General features: G+C 46.9%; 2 protein-coding genes. Both read left to right on the top strand.

What is annotated here, in order from left to right:
* Positions 1 to 23: 23 nt before the first annotated feature.
* Positions 24 to 16,211 carry an SDR family NAD(P)-dependent oxidoreductase gene (locus P0092_RS11540; protein ID WP_276186895.1) on the top strand — a complete coding sequence of 5,396 codons (16,188 nt, stop codon included), beginning with the start codon at positions 24 to 26 and terminating at the stop codon, positions 16,209 to 16,211.
* A gap of 3 nt (positions 16,212 to 16,214) precedes the next feature.
* Positions 16,215 to 25,502 (top strand): SDR family NAD(P)-dependent oxidoreductase, encoded by a 9,288-nt coding sequence (locus tag P0092_RS11535; protein ID WP_276186893.1) that lies wholly within the window; start codon positions 16,215 to 16,217, stop codon positions 25,500 to 25,502.
* Positions 25,503 to 25,508 lie beyond the last annotated feature (6 nt).

Genomic DNA, 25,508 nt, shown 5'->3' with positions numbered 1-25,508 from the left:
AAAGCAGAGGAGCGGACTTGCTAATGAGCGAGATGAATGAGATTGTTGTCAGGTTGCTATGGGGTCAATTACAATCAATCGGATTATTTACCCAAAAAAGTTCAGTATTTGCTGATTTTAAAACTAAATCAGGGTTGTGGAAATTATATGATAAGTGGCTTAGTGAAAGTATAGCAGTTTTGGTACGGAATAACTATCTCCAATACGATGGGGAGTTGTACACAGTAGTCGATGGAACGAAATTGGATATGGAGACCGTATGGAACGAATGGGAACTCAAAAAGGGTTTATGGCTCAAGAATCCTGATATAAAAGACTATGTGATTTTGCTGGAGGCAATGCTCAGAGCATTACCCGGGATTCTTACAGGTAAAATACCTGCTACCGATATCATGTTTCCCAATTCATCAATGCAATTGGTTGAAGGGATTTACAAAAACAATCCGGTTGCTGACTATTTTAACGGAGTGCTGGCAGATACTTTAGTTGACTATATCAAAGAACGTATTGAGCAGCAACCCTCGGCAGAGATTAGAATATTGGAAATTGGTGCGGGCACCGGCGGAACCAGTGCGATGGTTTTCCAAAAAATACATCCATATCAGAAGCATATCCGGGAATATTGCTATTCCGATATCTCAAAAGCATTTCTGATCCATGCTGAAGAAGTGTATGCTCCTGGGAATTCTTATCTGACTTTTAAAATTTTCAATGTAGAAGAGCCTATTGCGGGACAAGATATAACCGCAGGCGGATATGATGTCGTGATAGCAGCCAATGTATTGCATGCAACAAAAAATATCAGACAAACTATACGTAATGCCAAAGCGGTCTTGAAGAAGAACGGTTTGATCATGTTAAATGAGATAAGCGTTAATTCCCTGCTTACCCATCTTACCTTTGGTCTATTAGAAGGCTGGTGGCTGTATGAAGATGCCGAGCTGCGCATTCCCGGCGGCCCTGGTTTATATCCTGAAAACTGGCAAAGGGTGTTGCAAAGTGAAGGATTCAGGACTGTATTCTTTCCGAGCCGGGAAGCTCATGATTTGGGTCAGCAGATTGTCGTAGCAGAAAGTGATGGTGTAGTTTGGCAAAAAAGACAACGCGCACGTGTAGAAGAACCTGAAATACCTAAACTTAAGAGCGGTATGGGGAAGAGTTCCCCGGCAAACCATCGGAAGTTGCAGTCTACTGCAATACAAGATAAGCCACCCAAATTGCAGAAAACTAAAACAATCCGGGACGCTGATGCTGGCGATCAAATGCTAAAGGACCATGCGAGGGCGGTTGTCCGCGAAAGTATTGCTAGTTCGTTAAAAATGAAAGAAGAAATAATACAGGATGAACGCAGCTTTTCAGAATACGGTGTTGATTCAATTGTAGCGGTTAAATTGGTCAATTTAATCAATAAACAGTTAAATATCAAATTGCAGGCTACGGACTTGTTCGATTTTAGTAATATCAAAAAATTGGTACAGTTTATTGCCAGGGATTTCAGAGCTGCTTTAATTTCTCAACTAAGTGAAAACACCTCTGTTCTGGAAATAGACCATATTGGAAATCAGGGAGAGGTTATATCTGCTGCTCAAGAAGCAAACGATATACATAGCAATAAACAAGTATGGCAAAAAAATCGGCTTGCAGCGCAGTACGCGAAAACGGCTCAATATTCTGTAAATGTAACAGAACAAGATCAAGCTGCCGGATATAGAGAAGATTCCATTGCGATTATTGGAATGAGTGGGCGGTTTGCTAAATCTGATTCGGTAGATGAATTATGGAATCACCTTTCAAATGGTACAGATTTAGTTGAAGAAATAAGCAGGTGGGATCTTTCCAAGCATTTTTCTAAAGGCGTACGCTATTGCAATTACGGCAGCTTTTTGTCTAATATCGACCAATTTGATCCGGTTTTTTTTAATATTTCAGGGCTTGAAGCATCATACATGGACCCACAGCAAAGGTTCTTTTTGGAAGAGTCATGGAAGGCGTTGGAGGATGCCGGATATGTAGGAACAGGAATTCAGGGACGTTCTTGCGGGGTTTTTGTGGGATGTGCTCCCGGAGATTATAAGCTTTTGTTTGATGATAATCTTCCCGCGCAATCTTTTTGGGGTAATGCCGGCTCTCTGATTCCCGCCAGGATTGCTTATTATCTGGATCTTCAGGGACCTGCTGTGGCTGTTGATACGGCTTGCTCCAGTTCATTGGTTGCAATTCATCTTGCGTGCCAAAGCTTGTGGAACAGGGAAACAGATATGGCATTAGCGGGTGGCATATTCATTCAGTCTACCTCTGAGTTTCATTTGGCTTGTAATCGGGCTACTATGCTATCTTTGACAGGGCACTGCCATACCTTTGATGAAGAGGGGGATGGGTTTGTCCCTGGTGAAGGTTCTGGTGTAATTGTGCTTAAACGTCTTAAAGAGGCTATTAATGATGGTGATCATATTTATGGAGTGATCCGGGGGTCGGGTATTAATCAAGATGGTACAACCAATGGAATCACAGCACCAAGTGCAAAAGCTCAGGAACGTTTGGAGCGTTATGTATATGATACTTTTGGTATTCAACCCGCAGAGATACAGATGATAGAAGCGCATGGAACGGGGACTAGATTAGGTGACCCTATTGAATATCAGGCGCTGACTCGGACATTTAGACAGTATACTGATAAAATCGGATATTGTGCCATCGGATCTATTAAAACTAACTTGGGACATGCAGTAACTGCAGCAGGAATTGCCAGTGTCATTAAGGTTCTTTTATCTCTTAAGTATAAAAAAATTCCGCCGTCACTCCATTTTAAGAAAGGTAATTCCAATATTCAGTTTGAAAACAGTCCGTTTTATGTAAATACAAGTCTAAAAGATTGGAATGTAAATTCAGGTTCCAAACGTCGCGCCACCGTCAGCTCTTTTGGGTTTAGCGGAACCAACGCCCATATAGTTATTGAAGAAGCGCCCGAAATAGACCTGGTACATTCACAAAAACCAAGCTATTTGATTGTATTATCAGCCCGAACCTTTGAACAGTTGAGGCAGCAGGTCAGCCAATTGGTTGAGTATTGTGAGCGCGAACCAAAGGTAGATTGTGGCGACATGAGTTATACACTGCTTTTAGGAAGAAAACATTTTAACCATCGTTTGGCATGTGTGGTTCATAGTCTTGAGGAATTGATCAAGCTTTTCAAAAAATGGCTTGCAAAGGGCAAGCTATTGGAAATCCATATTTCAGAAATACAGGAGAATGGCAACGGTGAACAGCCATCTTTGAAACGATATGGGAATCAGTGCATACAGAACTGCCATGAGGTCAATGATGGAGGAAACTATCTTGAGTATTTATCCATGGTAGCATATCTGTATACACAAGGATATGCTTTGGAGTTTGAACAGCTATTTGCAAATGACAGGTATTCCCGTATCAGCCTGCCGACCTATCCCTTCGCCAGAGAACGCTACTGGGTGCCGGAGATTGAGAGCAGTCCAACTATGGCAGCACCTGCAGCAGCCTTCATACATCCGATGCTGCATCAAAACACCTCCGACCTCTCCGAACAGAGGTTTACTTCAACATTTACCGGACAGGAGTTCTTTCTGGCAGATCATGCAGTGCAAGGCCAGCACCTCCTGCCTGGAGTAGCCTATCTGGAGATGGCACGGGCGGCAGTCGAGCAGGCAGCCGGAGCCCTGAAAGAGGAGAAGACGCGGATAAGCCTGAAGAACATTGCCTGGGTACGGCCTGTTGAGGTAGGGAAACAGCCAGTCAGGTTACATATCGGACTATACCCTGAGGAAACGGGCTGGATTGCCTACGAGATTTACAGCGAGCCGGATGAAGCGGACACGGAACCGATAGTGCACAGTCAGGGTGTAGCTGTGCTGGACACTGACCGGAAGGCTCCTGTCTTGAACATATCTGCCTTACAGGCACAGTGCAGCCAAAGCTCCCTTTCCTCTCACCAATATTACGAGGCCTTCAAGGCGATGGGGTTTGACTACGGCCCTGCCCATCGCGGGTTTGAGCAGGTCTATGTAGGGCAGAACCAGGTATTGGCCAGGCTTATACTGCCGCCGTCTGTGGCTGCCACCAAAGACCAGTTCGTACTGCATCCCAGCCTGATGGATTCCGCCCTGCAGGCCTCAATGTGCTTGATGATGAATGATGGCGAAATAATGCCATACAATAGCAACACCCCCGGAAGGCCCGCCCTGCCCTTTGCCCTGGAGGAGCTTGAAGTCTTTGAAAGCTGCCTCCCCACCATGTGGGCCTTGGTTCGCTGCAGTGAGGGCAGCCAGGCAGGGGACAGACTGCAGAAGCTGGATATCGACCTCTGCGATGATGAAGGCAAGGTGTGTGTGCGGATGAAGGGATTCACGGCCAGGGTAACAGATGGGGAACCGGGATTAACAGAATCTTCGGCAATTCATGGAACACTGATGCTCAAACCCTGCTGGAGGGAACAAGCCGTGGCTGGGAAAGTCCAGTCCCATGAATATGGGCGGCACCTGGTGATTCTTTGCGAACAGACTGAAATTACTCCTCAAAGCATTACAGACAGGATGGACAAGATATACTGCCTCGCCCTGCAATCCCCGCAGCAGGGGATCGGTGAGCGGTTTCAAACATATACTGCACAAGTCTTTGAGGAGATAAAAAATATCCTCAGGGACAAGTCCAAGGACAAAATACTGGTTCAGATAGTAATTTCCACCCAGAAGGAACAGCAGCTCTTCTTTGCACTCTCCGGCTTGCTGAAAACCGCTCAACTGGAGAATCCGAAGCTGACAGGACAGATGATTGAAGTGGAGCCTGGGGAAGACTCAGGAAGGATTGTAAAGAAGCTGCAGGAGAACAGCCAATGTCCCCTTGACAGCCAAATCCGGTATCAGTCCGGTAAACGTCTGGTTGCCGGGTGGAATGAAGTTGAAGCTTCAGAGGAAGAAGAGACCGTTCCATGGAAAGCCGAGGGAGTCTATTTGATTACGGGAGGAGCCGGTGGACTGGGACTCATATTTGCTAAAGAGATTGCCAAGAAAGCCAAGGGTGTTGCTCTAATCCTTGCCGGTCGCGCTCCGCTGGGCGAAGACAGGCAGGCCAGGCTTGAAGAACTGGAGGCTCTGGGTGCCCGCATCGCATACAGGCAAGTCGATGTGAGCGACAGACAGGCTGTTACCGACCTGATCCAAAGCATCAGGAATGAATTCGGCAGCCTCAACGGCATTATTCATGCCGCCGGAGTGATCAAGGACAATTTCATCATAAAGAAAACCAAAGAGGAGCTCATGTCGGTTCTGGCCCCCAAGGTTTTGGGAGCGGTGAACCTGGATGAGGCAAGCAAAGACCAGAGCCTCGACTTCTTCATCCTCTTTTCTTCGTTAGCCGGAGTCATAGGCAACGCTGGTCAGGCCGACTACGCGGCAGCCAATGCCTTCATGGATGCGTATGCCGGCTACCGGAATGAATTGAAGGTTTCGGAGCAACGCTGCGGTCGTACATTGTCGCTAAACTGGCCGTTATGGAAAGAGGGCGGGATGCGTGTCGATGAAGAGACAAAGAGGATGATGAGGCAAAGCATGGGCATGGTCGCCATGGAGACAGGGAGCGGCATCCGTGCCCTGTATCGGGGCATTGGCTCGGGACAGGTTCAGATGGCAGTGATGGAAGGCAATGCAGCACAAATGAAGCAGAAGCTGCTGATGGTGGCTCCTGCTGCTGCACAACCTCAAAAAACTCCTGCTGCATCTGAAACTACAACAGGAATCAATACGGGCAGCTTGCTCATTAAGCTGCAGTCTGCGCTTGAACTGATCGTATCCATATTGCTCAAGGTCAAGGTCCAGGATATCGATGCGGATACCGAGCTGAGCGAGTATGGGTTTGATTCGGTTACATTGACCCAGTTTACCAGCAAGCTTAACCAGGAATATGGGCTCAAGCTTACCACCGTTATACTTTTTGAACACCGGACTCTTAGCAGTCTTGCAGAATACCTGACTCAAGAATACATGGATGTATTGGCGAAACATTTTCCGGAAGAAGCTTTACAAATATCGCCTGAAGCTGTGGTTTCTTCAGCCGAGGTAAATAGAGCAGCTCCTTCCATTGACCGGAATTTACTGCAGGAAAAAGCTATAGATTACTTTAAAAAGCTGATTTCATCAGTTATCAAACTCTCGGAGAACCACATCGAAGCGGATGCCCCAATGGAGAGGTATGGGATCGATTCAATCATGGTCATGCAATTGACCAATCAACTGGAAAAGATTTTTGGTACCCTGCCAAAGACCCTGTTCTTCGAGTACCAAAACATCAAGGAGCTAACCGGGTACTTTCTTGATTCTTATAGTGACCTGTTGACAGCATTAGTGGGAGTTGAGGAGAAAGTTGTCAGTATCGAAAATTCAAAAGCTCATGCTGCCACTGAATCAGTAAAGCCGATCATGGAAAGCCGCAGGCGCCCACGTTTTGCCTCCCTGCACAGAGAATCCGCGGAGAAAAAAGAAAATATAAAAGAGGCCTTGGATATTGCTATCATTGGCCTTTCTGGACGCTACCCCAGGGCGGAAAACATAGAGAATTTGTGGAAAAACCTGCGAGAGGGCAAGGATTGCATCACTGAGATCCCCAAAGAACGCTGGGATTACAACCTATACTTTGACAAGGATAAGAACAAGCCGGGAAAATCCTACAGCAAATGGGGCGGCTTCCTGGATGGAGTGGATCAATTCGACCCCCTGTTCTTTAATATATCACCGCGAGAAGCAGAATTAATGGATCCTCAGGAGCGTTTGTTTTTGCAATGTGTCTTTGAAACCTTGGAGGATGCAGGTTATACCCGGGAAACACTTGGTATGAACAACGGATTTGGAACGGAAGGCAACGTAGGGGTCTACGTGGGAGTGATGTACGAAGAATACCAGCTATATGGAGCTCAGGAGCAAATTCATGGCAGACCGATTGCCCTTCACGGGAATGCATCGTCAATTGCCAACCGAATTTCCTATTTTTGTAATTTCTGCGGCCCCAGCATGGTTGTAGATACCATGTGCTCCTCATCCTTGACTGCTATTCATCTGGCTTGCCAGAGCCTGAATCAGGGCGGATGCGAGATAGCAATCGCCGGTGGCGTCAATATCTCGATCCATCCCAACAAATACCTGATGCTCAGCCAAGGCAAGTTTGTATCCAGCCAAGGCCGTTGTGAAAGCTTCGGGCAAGGCGGAGACGGTTACGTGCCGGGAGAAGGCGTGGGAGCGGTGCTGCTCAAACCACTGTCCAAAGCCATTGTCGATGGTGATCATATATATGGAATCATCAAGGGAACCGCTATTAATCACGGGGGAAAAACAAATGGGTATTCAGTCCCAAACCCCAACGCGCAGGCCAGCGTTATCGAAAAGGCCCTTAAAGAGGCGAGGATTAATCCCAGGACGATCAGCTACATTGAGGCTCATGGCACTGGAACCTCCCTGGGAGACCCAATTGAGATTGCAGGCTTGACAAAAGCCTTTCAGAAATACTCAAAAGATAAACAGTACTGCGCTATAGGATCTGCCAAATCCAACATCGGGCACTGCGAAAGTGCGGCGGGTATTGCCGGCGTAACCAAGATTTTATTACAGCTCTCGCATGGTCAAATTGTACCATCCTTGCATTCCGAGGTACTGAACCCCAATATTGATTTTACCAGCACCCCCTTTATTGTCCAGCAGGAGCTTTCGGAATGGAAGAGACCCCTGCTCAAGATTGATGGAGAAACCAGAGAATATCCCAGAATTGCTGGCATCTCTTCTTTTGGTGCCGGAGGATCAAATGCCCACGCGGTGATTGAAGAATATGTTCAAAAACAAAAAAGACCCCAATTCCAGATCACCAATGCGAGTCCGGCTGTTATCGTGCTGTCCGCCAGGAATGCAGACCGCCTCCACGAGCAGGTCGAGCGACTCCTGAGCGCTATTCAGGCACGAGGGTTCTCCGACATCGATCTGGCCGATATTGCCTATACATTACAGGTGGGGCGCGAAGCCATGGAAGAGCGCCTTGCTGTGATTGCAGGCAGTATCAAAGAACTTGAGGAGAAGCTGCAAGGCTGCCTGGAAGGCCGGGATGACATCCCCGATTTGTTTCGAGGGCAGGTCAAGCCTAACAAGGAGATCCTTACTGCTTTTACAACGGATGAGGACATGAAAAAAGCTATTGATGTCTGGGTGAAAAAAGGAAAGCATGCAAAGCTTGTGAATCTCTGGGTCAAGGGTTTGAGCTTTGATTGGAGTAAACTCTACGGCGATACCAAGCCCTGCCGTATCAGCCTGCCGACATATCCCTTCGCCAGGGAGCGTTACTGGGTGCCGGAGATTGAGAGCAGCCCAACTACGGCAGCACCTGCAGCAGCCTTCATACATCCGTTGCTGCATCAAAACACCTCAGACCTTTGCGAACAGAGGTTTACTTCAACATTTACCGGACGGGAGTTCTTTCTGGCGGATCATGTAGTGCAGGGCAGGCGTCTCCTGCCTGGAGTAGCCTGTCTGGAGATGGCACGGGCGGCAGTCGAGCAGGCAGCCGGAGCCCTGAAAGAGGAGAAGACGCGGATAAGCCTGAAGAACATTGCCTGGGTGCGGCCTGTTGAGGTAGGGAAACAGCCAGTCAGGTTACATATCGGACTATACCCTGAGGAAACGGGCTGGATTGCCTACGAGATTTACAGCGAGCCGGATGAAGCGGACACGGAACCGATAGTGCACAGTCAGGGTGTAGCTGTGCTGGACACTGACCGGAAGGCTCCTGTCTTGAACATATCTGCCTTACAGGCACAGTGCAGCCAAAGCTCCCTTTCCTCTCACCAATATTACGAGGCCTTCAAGGCGATGGGGTTTGACTACGGCCCTGCCCATCGCGGGTTTGAGCAGGCCTATGTAGGGCAGAACCAGGTATTGGCCAGGCTTATGCTGCCGCCGTCAGTGGCTGCCACCAAAGACCAGTTCGTACTGCATCCCAGCCTGATGGATTCCGCCCTGCAGGCCTCAATGTGCTTGATGATGGATGATGGCGAAATAATGCCATACAATAGCAACACCCCCGGAAGGCCCGCCCTGCCCTTTGCCCTGGAGGAGCTTGAAGTCTTTGAAAGCTGCCTCCCCACCATGTGGGTCTTGGTTCGCCGCAGTGAGGGCAGCCAGGCAGGGGACAGACTGCAGAAGCTGGATATCGACCTCTGCGATGATGAAGGCAAGGTGTGTGTGCGGATGAAGGGATTCACGGCCAGGGTAACAGATGGGGAACCGGGATTAACAGAATCTTCGGCAATTCATGGAACACTGATGCTCAAACCCCGCTGGAGGGAACAAGCCGTGGCTGGGAAAGTCCAGTCCCATGAATATGGGCGGCACCTGGTGATTCTTTGCGAACAGACTGAAATTACTCCTCAAAGCATTACAGACAGGATGGACAAGATATACTGCCTCGCCCTGCAATCCCCGCAGCAGGGGATCGGTGAGCGGTTTCAAACATATACTGCACAAGTCTTTGAGGAGATAAAAAATATCCTCAGGGACAAGTCCAAGGACAAAATACTGGTTCAGATAGTAATTTCCACCCAGAAGGAACAGCAGCTCTTCTTTGCACTCTCCGGCTTGCTGAAAACCGCTCAACTGGAGAATCCGAAGCTGACAGGACAGATGATTGAAGTGGAGCCTGGGGAAGACTCCGGAAGGATTGTAAAGAAGCTGCAGGAGAACAGCCAATGTCCCCTTGACAGCCAAATCCGGTATCAGTCCGGTAAACGTCTGGTTGCCGGGTGGAATGAAGTTGAAGCTTCAGAGGAAGAAGAGACCGTTCCATGGAAAGCCGGGGGAGTCTATTTGATTACGGGAGGAGCCGGTGGACTGGGACTCATATTTGCTAAAGAGATTGCCAAGAAAGCCAAGGGTGTTGCTCTAATCCTTGCCGGTCGCACTCCGCTGGGAGAAGACAGGCAGGCCAGGCTTGAAGAACTGGAGGCTCTGGGTGCCCGCATCGCATACAAGCAAGTCGATGTGAGCGACAGACAGGCTGTTACCGACCTGATCCAAAGCATCAGAAATGAATTCGGCAGCCTCAACGGCATCATTCATGCCGCCGGAGTGATCAAGGACAATTTCATCATAAAGAAAACCAAAGAGGAGTTCATGTCGGTTCTGGCCCCCAAGGTTTTGGGAGCGGTGAACCTGGATGAGGCAAGCAAAGACCAGAGCCTCGACTTCTTCATCCTCTTTTCTTCGTTAGCCGGAGTCATGGGCAACGCTGGTCAGGCCGACTACGCGGCAGCCAATGCCTTCATGGATGCGTATGCCGGTTACCGGAATGAACTGGCGGGCTCGCAGCAACGCTGCGGTCGGACGTTGTCACTGAACTGGCCGTTATGGAAAGAGGGCGGGATGCGTGTCGATGCAGAGATCGAGAGGATAATGAGGCAAAGCACGGGCATGGTCGCCATGGAGACAGGGAGCGGCATCCGCGCTCTGTACCGGGGTCTGGGTTCCAGCCAGGTTCAGATGGCGGTGATGGAAGGCAATGCAGCACAAATGAAGCAGAAGCTGCTGCTGGTGGCACCTGCTCAACCACAGCCTAAAAAAACTCCTGCTGCATCTGAAACTACAACAGGAATCGACAAGGGCAGCTTGCTCATTAAGCTGCAGTCTGCCCTTGAACTGACCGTATCCAAATTGCTGAAGGCCAAAGTCCAGGATATCGATGCGGATACCGAGCTGAGCGAGTACGGGTTTGATTCGCTTACATTTACTCAGTTTACCAACAAGCTCAACCAGGAATATGGGTTCAAGCTTACCCCCACCATCTTTTTTGAGTACCCGACCATCCATAGTTTTGCAGAATACCTGATACAAGAACACAAAGGTGTATTTGCAGCACAGGCCAAGAGTGTGACCCATATATATGCCACGGAAGACGAAGTGGAAGAGGTCCCGATACTAAAAAAAAGGCGTGCACGGTTTGCGGAGGCAGCGGTTGAAACAGTTTCAATGCCAGGTCCGACTGCCTCCGAACCTATCGCGGTTGTGGGAATGAGCGGCGTATTCCCTAAGAGCCGGGATGTACATGAATTTTGGAGAAACCTTATAGAAGGCCAGGATTGCATCATGGAAATCCCAAATGACCGTTGGAACTGGCAAGAATATTACGGTGATCCCCTAACAGAAATAAATAAAACAAACATCAAATGGGGCGGATTTATTGACGGAGTAGCTGAGTTTGATCCCCTATTTTTCGGAATTTCTCCCAGAGAAGCCGAGCTTATGGATCCGCAGCAGCGTTTATTGATGACTTATGTCTGGAAGGCTATTGAAGATGCCGGTTATGCCGCAGAGAGCCTCTCGGGAAGCCAAACAGCGATATTTGCGGCAACAACGGGCACTGGTTATAATGCATTGATTTCTCAAGCAAATGTGCCAATTGAAGGCTATTCTTCCACCGGTATTGTACCTTCGGTGGGACCCAACCGAATGAGCTATTTTCTCAATATTCATGGCCCAAGCGAACCAATTGAAACTGCCTGTTCCAGTTCGCTAGTGGCAATCCACCGGGCAGTAGTTGCCATACAGAATGGGGACTGCGATATGGCTATAGCTGGAGGCGTCAATACGATAGTGACACCAGAGAATTATATCAGTTTTAATAAGGCTGGAATGCTCTGTGAGGATGGGCGGTGCAAAACCTTTTCGAATAAAGCCAATGGCTATGTGCGAGGAGAAGGGGTGGGGATGCTTTTCCTTAAAAAGCTGAAGGATGCGGAAGAAGCTGGGGATAATATTTACGGAATAATTAAAGGCACCGCTGAGAACCACGGAGGTAGGGCTACTTCCTTGACCGCTCCCAATCCCAAGGCCCAGGCGGAATTATTGATCGCAGCGTACACCAAGGCTGGAATAGATCCCAGAACGGTTACTTACATAGAGGCGCATGGAACAGGAACGGAGCTTGGTGACCCGATTGAAATCAATGGATTGAAGGCAGCTTTCAAAGAACTATATCAAACCACAGGAGACTCCAACGTTATCAGTACTCACTGTGGGTTGGGTTCAGTAAAGAGCAATATCGGTCATCTGGAGCTTGCCGCCGGAATTGCAGGTGTAATCAAAGTACTATTGCAAATGAAACATAAAACGCTGGTTAAAAGTCTTCATTGCGATACAGTTAACCCATATATACAACTCCAGGACAGCCCATTTTACATAGTTAAAGAAACTAAGGAATGGAAATTTCTGCAAGATACCAAGGGGCAAAACCTTCCCCGGCGAGCCGGTGTGAGCTCCTTTGGATTTGGAGGATCAAACGCCCACGTAGTGATTGAGGAATATGTTCCAAAACAAAAAAGACCTCAATTCCAGGTCACCAATGGGAACTCGGCTGTTATCGTGCTTTCCGCCAGGAATGCAGACCGTTTACACGAACAGGTGGAGCAATTGCTAAGCGCCATTCAGACACAGCGGTTCTCCGACACCGACCTGGCTGACATTGCCTATACGCTGCAGGTAGGACGAGAAGCCATGGAAGAGCGCCTTGCTGTGATTGCGGGCAGTATCAAAGAACTTGAGGAGAAGCTGCAAGGCTGTCTGGAAGGTCGGGATGACATTCCTGATTTGTATCGCGGGCAGGTCAGTCGCAACAAGGAGACCCTTACTGCTTTTACAACGGATGAGGATATGCAAAAAGCTACTGATGTCTGGGTGGAAAAAGGAAAGCTTGCAAAGCTTGTGAATCTCTGGGTTAAGGGTCTGGGCTTTGACTGGAACAAACTCTATGGCAAAAACAAACCATGCCGTATCAGTCTGCCGACCTATCCCTTCGCCAGGGAGCGTTACTGGGTGTCCGGGATTGTGGGCAGCCCAACAACTGCATTACCTGCAGCAGCCTTCATACATCCGCTGCTGCATCAAAACACCTCCGACCTTTGCGAACAAAGGTTTACTTCAACATTTACCGGCTGGGAGTTCTTTCTGGCAGATCATATAGTACAAGGCCGGCGTCTCCTGCCCGGAGCAGCCTCTCTGGAGATGGCCCGAGCGGCCGTCGAGCAGGCAGCCGGAGCCCTGAAAGAGGAAAAGGCGTGGATATGCTTGAAGAACATTACTTGGGTGCGGCCCGTCGAAGTAGGGAAACAGCCAGTCAGGGTACATATCGGACTGTACCCTGAGGAAACAGGACGGATTGCCTACGAGATATACAGTGAGCCGAAGGAAGCGAGCGAGGAGCGGATAGTGCACAGCCAAGGAGTGGCGGTGCTGGCTACTGCCCCGGAAACTCCCGGCTTGAATTTATCTGCCTTGCAGGCACAGTGCAACCCAAGCTCCCTTTCCTCTCTCCAATATTACGAAGCCTTCAAGGCGATGGGGTTTGACTACGGACCTGCCCATCAGGGACTTGAGCAGGTCTATTTGGGGCAGAACCAGGTATTGGCTAAACTCATACTGCCACCGTCAGTCGTTGCCACCAAAGACCAGTTTGTACTGCATCCCAGCTTGGTGGATTCCGCTCAGCAGGCCTCAATGTGCTTGATGATGAATGATGGCGAAATAATGCCATACAACAGCGATACCCCCAGAAAGCCCGCTCTGCCATTTGCCCTGGAGGAGCTTGAAGTCTTTGGAAGCTGCCTCTTTGCCATGTGGGCTCTGGTCCGCCGCAATGAGGGCAGTCAGGCAGGGGACAGGCTGCAGAAGCTGGATATAGACCTCTGCGACGAGGATGGCAAGGTTTGTGTGCGTATGAAGGGATTCACGGCCAGGGTGCCGGATGGGGAATCCGGATCAACAGAATCTTCGCCAACCCTTGGAACACTAGAAGTGGATTCAATTCCCTGCGAGATTACGAAACCCAAAGAAAAAGTCAGTGTATCTGAGGATTCTATAAGAGAGGAGGCCTTAAATCTTGTTAAAAAGATAGTGGCTAAGGCAGTTGGTCTGACTCAGGAAAGGATTAACCTGGAAACACAGTTTGAAAAGTATGGAATTGACTCTATTATGCAAATGAATATAATCCGTGAGCTGGAAAAGGTAACTGGAGAGCTTTCAAAAACCCTGTTGTTTGAATATAGTAATACCCTGGAATTGGTTGATTATCTTGTTGAGAATCATTCGGAGAAATTATTTAGCCCAATATCGCAAGAAAAACAAAATATTTTTATTGATACAAATGTGACTGTGCTTCCACATATTAACAAACAGTCCCGTTTTGTTAAGTTACAGGTAACAGATCACATATTACAAAAAGAAGAGTTGGGGAACGACATTGCCATTATTGGCATTAGTGGCCGTTATCCCCTGTCCAATACTTTAGAAGAGCTATGGGAGCATTTAAAAGCAGGACGCAATTGTATTACAGAAGCCCCTGACAAAAGGTGGAGCACTTCGTTAGCCCAAGTGTTGTCGGGAGAGCAATTACGCCACCAGGACAAGAAGTATTATGGCGGTTTTTTGGATAATATTAATCGATTTGATCATCATTTGTTTGAAATTGCCCAGAATCAAGTCATGGAATTGTCACCGGAAATCAGATTGTTTTTAGAGATTGTCTGGGAAACATTCGAGGATGCGGGCTATACCAAACTTGCAGTACAAGAACTGCAAGCCAGATATCAAAAAGGGGTTGGGGTATTTGTCGGCACCATGTACAGTCAGTATCCATGGAGCATCCCCTCACTAGAGCTTGCATTGCTAAACTCAAATGGAACTGACTGGCAAATTGCTAATCGGACCTCTCATTTCTTTAATCTCACTGGACCGAGTATTTCAATCAATTCTGCTTGTTCCAGTTCGTTAACTGCGATTCATCTCGCTTGTGAGAGTCTTAAACAGAATACATGCTCTATGGCGATCGCCGGTGGGGTTAATTTAACCATGGATCCTTCCAAGTATGATTCATTACAACGGACGAGATTTCTAGGAAGTAGCAACCAAAGTAAAAGCTTTGGAACTGGTGATGGATATATTCCAGGAGAAGGTGTAGGGGCTGTACTGCTAAAACCTCTCTCTCTGGCAATTCAAGATCATGATCGTATTGATGCAGTGATTAAAAGCAGTTTTATCAACCATAGTGGGGGACGACAGGTCTATACTGCTCCTGACCCGAAGCAGCAGGCGCAATTAATATTGAATTCTATCCAGCGTGCTGGAATAGATCCCTTGACTATCAGTTATGTTGAGTCGGCAGCCAATGGTTCGGAACTGGGAGATCCCATTGAGTTGATAGCTCTTGCCAATGCGTTTAGCCAGCATACCAGTAAAAAACAATACTGTGCAATAGGCTCTGTAAAATCCAACCTTGGTCATTTGGAAGCTGCCTCCGGTATATCTCAGCTCAGTAAAGTACTCCTGCAGCTGAAACATAAAACCCTTGTGCCGTCGATAAACGCAAATCCCAGAAACCCAAATATCAAGCTGGAAAACACCCCATTTTATCTTCAAGAAACAATAGAGCCATGGAACCAGTTAAAGGATTTCAAAACAGGAGAGAGCCTGCCACGAAGAAGTATGATTAACTCTTTTGGCGCTGGAGGGGCTTATACCAACTTGATTGTAGAAGAATTTATAAAAGAAGCTTCTGTTCAAGTTCCAGGCATATCATCTCGGCAGGAATACCTTATTATTTTTACTGCCAGGACAGAATGGAGTCTGATGAAGTATCTTGAAGAAATGCAGGTTTTCTTAGCAAAGAATCTGCATCTGGAAATTGAAGATATTGAACGGTCATTGCACATAACCAACCATAATCTGGAGCATAGAGTTGCGATTGTAGTATCGTCTATCACCGAGCTTTTAGAAAAATTAAATTTTCTCCAAACCGGTCAGGGATTGACAGATCCAGGGATTTATACCTCGATAGATATTTCATCTGATACTAGTTGTTTAGACTCAACAATGATCCAGCAAGCCTTGGAAAAGAAAAATTTAAGGAAAGTTGCCCAATATTGGGTGAAGGGGTTGGAAGTAGATTTTAAGCAATTGAACCATAATTCCGAAATCCCTTTGATAAAATTACCCAAGTATGCCTTTGATCATAATATTAATTTTGCTTTTGATCACAATGATTCTGCGATATATAGTGAAATGTCTGAAATTAATAAAGATTACGAAGATATTATTCAAAAAATATTAAGAGGCGATATATCAGAAGATCAGTTTAAAAATTCAATTATGGACATAGGGGGGTAGGGGATGGCTGATCAATTCAATAAATTATTTAACGAAATAAAAGAAAGAAAAATAACAGATAAGGATGCTATAGATCAAATAAAAAAATTAAAATACCAGAAGAATATGACAACCAGTGACAAAGAAAACAAAATTGGGGAGGTTGTCTTTGGAAAACAATTTGTTTATGATGAAAATTTGTTGAAAGACCATAAGATATTTGGAAATCAAATCTTAATGGGTGTTGCGCACTGCAGTTTGGTTTTGCAGGCATTGGTCCAAATGTCTGAGAAATGTGATATGGCTTTAAGTAATATCATCTTTTTAGATCCAATTCAGGTTTTGCCTTCGGAAACAGTTAAATTAGATGTAGTATTAAAACATCAAAACAAGTCAATCTTGTTTGAAAACCAATATTTTAAACGATCAGTTCAGAAGATGGTTGTTGCAGCAAGTGGCCAAATTATAGCTGACAATATTATGCGACTGGATGAAACTATTGTTATTTCAGATTGGATAAGTCTTGCTATAAAAACAATATCCAGCGATATATTCTACAAGGCAGCAACACAAGACACCTACGGTGATACCCTATTTAGTGTAAGGAAAGTACATGTGTTAAGCCGGGGCGTTTTCAGTGAAATTGAATTGGCCCCTGAGATGAAAGAAGAGGCAAAAGACTATTTATGCCACCCTGCTATATTTGACGCGATACATGTCACTTCTACTTTTGCAGTTGACCCGGACAATCCCCTCATTCACCATTGGGTTCCATTTGTAATTAATGAACTTCAGATTAATAATGGGGTTTCAGAAGATATATATGGCAAGCTCTATTGTTATGCAGAACTAATCAAATCAAATTCGGAGATTAAAGAATTTAACTGTAAAGTATACAATCAAAATGGGAAGCAGATAATTAATGTTAAACAGCTTTGTACAAAACGTATTCCTTCCAGGGAAGCATTTTTGGGAATAAGTTCTGTGAATATTTCTTCGCCAAACTTGAAGTATACCCAAGACTCTACAGTGGTTTTACATAAAAAACCTAATGAGCCAATTGGTAATAACTCAGTTCCCATAAAGGAGAAGATACAAGAGTATTTAAAAAAGACAATTGCAGAAGTATTGGGTATATCTAGAAAAGAAACCGGTATAGATAAAAACTTTATGGAAATGGGTGCAGATTCCCGGACTATCATGGCTGTTTCGCAGAAAATACAAGAAGAAATAGGATTTGTATTACTTCCAACCGTATTTTTTGAATATCAAAATATTGTAGAGCTCAGCAGTTATTTTGCAGAGGAACAATCAGCCCAATTTGCTGCTTATTTTGGGGTACAACAGTCAACCGATCTTATCTTCTCTCAGGAGCAAGCTAATAACATTATAAAAAGCACCTTGGTTCAAAGGCAGCAAGCTGCTTTGAAGGAATCAAAACTGAGAGATGCATACTCATACTCGGAAGATGACATTGCTATTATTGGAATGGATGGGAGATTAGCTAGTTCTCCTGATCTAAATAGCTTTTGGAAGCATATTGTGGATAGCAAAGATCTTATTAGCGAAATCCCAATGAGTCATTGGGATTATCAACCATGGTTTGATGAAAACCGACATGCTGATAATAAAACATATTCAAAATGGGGTAGCTTTATTGAAGATGTTGACAAGTTTGATCCTTTATTTTTCGATATTTCGCCTCGGCAAGCCACTTGGATGGACCCACAAGTTCGTATTTTATTGGAAGTTGTTTATGGTGTGTTGGAAGATGCGGGCTACATTAATCAAATTAAAGGAAGCAAAACAGGGATGTATACAGGAGTTTGCTTTCAAGAGTATTGGGATGAAATTGTAAGGAAAAGAATCCCCATAACAAGTTATGAACATGTAAGTAGCTCAATGTCGACATTAAGTGCACACATTTCTTATACTTTCGATTTGCATGGTCCCAGTATTCCATTGGATAACGCATGCGCATCATCCTTAACAGCAATGCACTTGGCTTGTCAAGCCTTGAAAACAGGGGAATGTGATCTGGCAGTTGTAGCAGGTATAAATTTATTGCTCAGTCCATTGCACCATGTATATTTCTCACGTATGCAAGCACTTTCTCCTACAGGCCGATGTCATTCCTTTGATAAACAGGCAGATGGCTATGTTCCCGGTGAAGGTGTTGTAGCTGTCTTATTAAAGCCGTTATCCAAAGCGATCAAAGACCAGGATAACATTCATGCAGTTATTAAAGGAACTGCAATCAATCATGGGGGACGTTCAAATAATCTTACATCTCCTCGTCCCGAACTGCAAACGGAAGTAATTCTGGAGGCATGGAAAAACGCCAATATTTCCCCTGAAACATTAGGTTATATAGAATGCCATGGAACTGGAACAGCTTTAGGTGATCCAATTGAAGTTAGTTCTCTGCAAAAGGCATTTAGGAAACATACTTCAAAAACGAATTTTTGCGCTATAGGATCTGCAAAAGCTCATATTGGGCATTTGGAAGGAGCCGCGGGATTAACCAGTGTTTTAAAAGTCATTTTGTCGATGAAGCATAAAAAGATTCCCCAAATGCCTAATTATAAAGAAATGAATCCAATTATTAAATTAGAGGATTCCCCTTTATACATTAATACTGAAGTTCTGGAATGGAAAACAGAGGGAAGTACTCCCAGGCGTGCAGGCATAAGTAGTTTTGGTATGATAGGAAATAACGCCCATGTGGTGATTGAGGAATACGTTCCAAAACAAAAAAGACCTCAAATCCAGGTCACCCATGAGAATCCGGCTATTGTCGTGCTGTCTGCCAGGAACACAGACCGTCTTCGCGAGCAGGTAGAGCGACTCTTGAGCGCCATTCGGACACAGGGGTTCTCCGACAATGACCTTGCCGATATTGCATATACGCTGCAAGTGGGACGCGAAGGTATGGAAGAGCGTCTGGCTGTGATTGCAGGCAGTATCAAAGAACTTGAGGAGAAATTAAAGAGCTTTCTGGAAGGTCAGGATGACATTCCTGATATGTATCGCGGGCAGGTCAAGCACAACAGGGAGACCCTGGCTGTTTTTACAGCGGATGAGGATATGCAAAAAGCTATTGAGGCCTGGGTCGTTAAAGGGAAGCATGTAAAACTTGTAGATCTCTGGGTCAAAGGCTTGATATTTGACTGGAACAAACTCTATGGAGAGACCAAACCCTGCCGTATCAGCCTGCCCACATATCCCTTTGCCCGGGAACGTTACTGGATGCCTGACATTGAGAGCACTCCAGCCGTGCATAAAAATACTTCCCACCTCTTTAAAAAGAGGTCCGCTTCAACACTTACCGGCCGGAAGCTGGATCATGCAGCATCAAAAAGCAACCCGGTTCAGGAAGCACAGGAAGCCTTTGAACTGATGACCTTTGAAGAAACATGGCAGGAGCAGGTATTGCCGGACAATTCTTCAGCCAGGATTAAAGCCATGGTCTGTTTTCTTTCGGATTCTAAAAAGCAGCAAGCGGCAATTGAAGCAGTGCAGGCTCTTGACGGGCAGACCAGGGTGATTTTCATCTCCCAAAGCACCAGCTACCGCAAACAATCCGAACAGGCCTACCACATATCACCCAAAGACCCGGACACCTATAAGGATGCCTTCAAGAGCATACGTGAGGATTATGGAAATATAGATGCCGTCCTCTATCTATGGCCTTTGGAGGACAAAAAACATATAAGGGATTATTCCTGTATCGTACATATCCTGCAGGGAATTTCCTTCTCAAAACTAAAACCCAGCCACATCCTTCTGGCTGCTCAATATGAGGACATGCTGGAACGGTGTCACCTTGAATCGTGGATTGGCTTTGAGCGCTCCCTGGGGCTTGTTATGCCAGATACCCGAATTGCGGCAATCATGCAGGAGAGCGAAGAAAACCGGGAACCGGATATAAAGGACTGGCTGCAGAAGCTCTGGAGAGAGATGCCGACCCCAAAAAACTCAAGTATCCTGTACCAGGAGGGCAAGCGGTATATTTGCCGGATACGTCCAACAAAAATGCAGCCGGGAAACAGCCTGCTGAAGCCTGGAGGAACCTACCTCATTACAGGCGGCTGCGGCGGGTTGGGACTCCAGCTTGCAGGACATCTGGCAAAAACGCAGCACGCAAATCTCATACTGACCGGTCGGTCCCCCATGGATGAAAAAAAACAAATGAAGATAAAAATACTGGAGGACTTAGGCGGCCAGGTATTGTACCTGCAGGCGGACGTCTGTGACCAGGCCCGCATGAAGGAAGGCTTGAGTCAGGCGAAGGAACGCTTCGGGGAGATACGGGGAGTCGTGCACACGGCAGGGCTTGCAGGGGGAGGAAGCATCCTGGACAAGGACATTTCAAGCTTTGAAGAGGTGCTGGGACCCAAGATCAAGGGAACGATCATACTCGATGAGCTACTTTGCCGGGAACCCCTTGATTTTATCTGTTATTTCTCTTCAAGTGCAGCAATACTGGGTGATTTCGGCTCCTGCGACTATGCCGTTGGCAACCGTTTTCTGATGGCTTATGGGCATTATCGTAATAATCAGCAGCCCGGCAAGACGGTTGTCATTAACTGGCCGCTCTGGAAGGAAGGCGGAATGGGATCCAAAGAAGGCGATAATGCTGAAATGTATCTCAAATCCAGCGGACAACGTTTTTTGGAAACCGAAGAGGGCATTTTCATGTTCGACCGCTTACTGGCGCAGAACGATATACAGCATCTGGTACTGGCGGGACAGCCCAGCCGGGTGCACCGCTTTTTAGGGCTTGCCGGGAACCAATCCCCAGCACAGACCCCTGACATATACAAGCCTTCAGGCAAGGGAAGACGAACCGAGATGAAGGGGCTAAGCCTGGAGCAGTGTTTGGAGTGGGACTTGAAAGAACTTGCCGGGAATGTACTAAAAATTTCACGGGACAAACTGGACAAAGAGGAAAACTTTGCGGATTTTGGCTTTGATTCTTTTAGTTTAGCAGAATTTGCAACCATATTAACCGGTCATTATGGAATTGAAATTACCCCTGCCGTGTTTTTTGGACATTCCACCATTGAAAGACTGACACAATACTTTTTTACAGAGCATCAACAAGCGATTCAGGATTTTTATCGGGAGGATGCTGCTGTGCAGGACGTTCTGCAACGAGAACCGCAAGCAGCAGCTTCATCCCGGCAGAGAGCCGGAAGATTCCGGTTTGCCGCAGGGAGCACCCCCCAAGGTGTTCCGGAGCCCATTGCTGTCATAGGGATGAGCGGGCGGTTCCCGGGAGCCGACACAGTCGAGGGACTATGGAACAACCTGAAGGACGGCAGGGAATGTATTACAGAAATACCTGCAAGCCGCTGGGACTGGCAAAAGTATTATGGAGACCCTCATCAGGAAGATGGCAAAACCAATTCCAGATGGGGAGGATTTATATCCAATGCAGATCAGTTTGACTCCCTGTTTTTCGAAATCTCACCGAGAGAGGCGCAAGTCATGGACCCAAGGCAGCGGCTTTTGCTGCAGGAAGCCTGGAAGGCACTGGAGGATGCCGGATACGGAGCCAAACAGATTAAAACAAACAGGATCGGAATGTTTGTGGGTGTTGAACAGGGAGACTACCAGCTGCTTGTCAAAGAAAAGGCCAGTGTAACATCCAACAACAACGCAATTCTGGCTGCCCGCCTGGCATACTTCCTGAATCTCAGCGGCCCCGTGATGGCGATTGATACCGCCTGTTCTTCCGGTTTGGTGGCTGCTCATCAAGCCTGCTTGAGCCTGCGCAGCCACGAGTGTGATACCGCTATTGCCGCGGGCATCAATCTGATGCTCACACCACAGGCGTATATAGGGATGAGCCAGGCCGGTATGCTGTCTGCGGACGGCAAGTGCTTTGCGTTTGACAAGCGGGCTAACGGCCTGGTCCCTGGAGAAGCGGTGGCTGCAGTAGTACTCAAACGGTTATCCAGGGCTGAAGCAGACGGAGACCCGATCTATGCCGTCATCCAGGGCAACGCTGTCAATTATGACGGCAGAACTAACGGAATCACCGCTCCAAGCGGGGTTGCCCAGACCAGCCTTCTGAAGGCGGTCTACGATCAGTTCAAAGTGAACCCGGAAGAAATAGAATACATTGTAACCCATGGTACCGGGACCAGGCTCGGTGATCCTGTTGAGATCAATGCCTTGTATGATGCCTTTAAAGGCTATACAAGCAAACAAGGCTATTGTGCACTTACCTCAACGAAAACCAATTTCGGACATACCTTTGCGGCATCCGGACTGCTCAGTCTAATCAGCCTGGTGGAGGCATTACGCCATGAAACGATTCCTGCCAGCTTACACTGCGAACAGGAAAATGACTATATCAACTGGAAAGAAAGCCCCTTCTATGTCAACAAGGCTGCCAAACCCTGGCCAAAGAGAGATGGCAAAGTCCGTACTGGTGCAGTGAGCGCATTTGGAATGAGCGGCACCAACGTCCACATGGTTGTCAGGAGCTATTCCGGGAAAGACACCGGATCATTTCAGGAGCAGCCCCCGTACTATCTTCTTGTCCTTTCGGCCAAGACCGAGGATGCCCTGCAGGAAAAAATACAGGACATGATTACAGTACTGCAAAACAAGGGACAGGACCTGCTGAGGATAAGCTACACCGGGCTTGAGGGGCGTCAGCACTTCAACCATCGCTGTGCCATCGTTATTCAGGACCACGACGATGCTATATACGTATGGAAACAGGCAGGCAGCAGGGAAAGACTGCCGAACCTGTTCAAGGGAAAAGTCCCACAGGATTTTAAAGGCCAAAATGTGGTACAACAGTATGCCCAGGATATGCTCAAACAAAGCAAGTCGTTACAGTGTGACAGGAGCAAATATCAGGAAATGCTGTTTGCCTTGGCAGATTTTTATTGTCAAGGCTATGAGATTGATTGGAGCGGGCTTTTCGGCGGAAAAAGGATTAAGCGCATCAGCCTGCCGACTTATCCTTTTGCAAAAGAGCGATACTGGGTACGGGAGACAGAGACTACCCCTAACGCATCACCACCGATTACAGGCTACATTCATCCTCTGTTACATCAAAACACTTCGGATTTTTCTGAACAGAGGTTCACATCCACCTTTACCGGCCAGGAGTTTTTACTGGCAGATCATGTGGTGCAGGGGCAGCATCTCCTGCCAGGGGTAGCTTATTTGGAGATGGCTCGCGCTGCTGTTGAGCAGGTAACCGGAGCCTTGGAAGGTCAGAAGATACAGATAAGTCTGAAAAATATCGTTTGGATGCACCCTATCACTGTGCGGCATAATCCTGCCCGGGTACACATCGGACTCTATCCTGAGGAAAACGGCGAGATTACCTACGTAATTTACAGCCAGCATGATGAGGCCGACACCGAGCGGGTAATACACAGCCAGGGGGTTGCGATGCTCGGCCCGGTTGGAGAAGGTCAACGCATGGACCTTCAGGCCATAAAGTCTGAGTGTGACCGGGGTGTCCTTTCATCGGCCCAATGCTATGAGGCTTTTAGCCTGATGGGGTTCGATTATGGTCCGGGATATCAAGGATTGGAAAAAGTATATCTTGGTTCAGACAAGGTATTGGCTAAAATTTCATTACCTTCATCCGTTTGCGGTACCGGAGATCAGTTTGTCATGCATCCCAGCTTAATGGATTCAGCTTTGCAGGCATCAATAGGTTTATTGCTTGCACCAGACAGCAGGATACAGTCCGGAGGGGATGTCCCCTCGACGATGTCCCTCCCGTTTGCCCTGCAAGAGATGGAAATCTTCCGAGGTTGTTCTTCCACAATGTGGGTACTGCTTCGATACAGTAACGGTACTAAAGCCGGAGACAAAGTACAGAAACTTGATATTGATTTATGTGACGATCAAGGAAGAGTTTGTATACGGATGAAAGGGTTCTCAACCAGGATGCGGGGGGGGGACTCTTGGCAATCTGAAACCATCATGATGACCCCTGTGTGGGATGTAATCGCGGTAGAAGGAGGTCGGGATTTCTCTGCCAAGGCTCAACGGGTAGTGATTGTTGGAGGAAGAGAAGACAGCAGGAGTGCTGTTTTGCAATACTATCCTGATGCACAGGTTTTGGAAATAAAGCCAAGGGATACTATAGAAATAATATCCAAGAAACTACTGGCACGTGGTGCCATTGATCATATTATATGGATTGCCCCCTATAAACCCGTAACAACAATTTCGGACGATATCCTCATTACGGATCAGAATGAGGGTGTTCTCCAGGTTTTCAGAATAATTAAGGCTCTGCTTGGTTTGGGTTATGCGGATAACGATTTAAGCTGGAGCTTAATCACTGTTCAAGTCCAGTCTGTCCATAAAAATGAAACGATAAACCCAACCCATGCCAGTCTGCATGGATTGATTGGTTCAATGGCTAAGGAATATCCCCATTGGAAGGTCCGCCTTATAGATTTGAATGCCGAATCCGATTGGCCGATTGACGATATTCTTAACCTGCCTGCTGACCCTGAAGGAGACATTTTAGCTTACCGCGGCAAGGAATGGTACCGGCAACAGTTAATTCAACTTCATATCCCTGCACCAGAGCGGACACTGTACAGGCCGGAAGGTGTGTATGTAGTGATAGGTGGCGCTGGAGGTATCGGTGAAGTCTGGACTGAATATATGATTCGCACATATCAGGCCCATGTTATCTGGATTGGCAGACGGGAAAAAGATGCAACCATACAGGCCAAGCTGGATAGGCTGGCAAGCTTGGGGCCTTCTCCGCAATATATCAAAGCAGATGCAACTGACCAGAAGGCTTTACAGCAAGCCTATGAGAAGATTAAAAAATTATACCCGCAGATTCATGGGGTGGTTCATTCTGCAATTGTACTGTTGGATAAAAGCCTGGCAAACATGGATGAAGAACGCTTCAATAACGCACTTTCGGCTAAGGTTAATGTGAGTGTGCGGATGGCCCAGGTCTTTCAAAAAGAACCCTTGGATTTCGTCTTATTTTTTTCTGGTTTGATAGCATTTACTAAATCTCCGGGACAAAGCAACTATGCCTCCGGCTGTGCGTTTGAGGATGCTTTTGCGAGTCGGCTGTCTCAGGAATGGCCATGTGTGGTAAAAGTAATGAATTGGGGGTATTGGGGCAGTGTTGGAGTGGTTGCTGCCAAAGCTTATCAGGACAGGATGGCGCAGGTGGGCGTAGGCTCCATTGAACCCCCCGAAGCCATGGAAGCCTTGGAGGTTCTTCTTGCTGGAACAATGGATCAAATAGCGCTTGTAAAAACCACTAAACCCAACTTCTTAAATCGACAATAGGGGGTA

The organism is Ruminiclostridium papyrosolvens DSM 2782, assembly GCF_029318685.1.
Lineage (GTDB): Bacteria > Bacillota > Clostridia > Acetivibrionales > DSM-1351 > Ruminiclostridium > Ruminiclostridium papyrosolvens.
The sequence above is the reverse complement of the archived record's forward strand: the minus strand, read 5'-3'. Positions and strand labels throughout refer to the sequence as shown.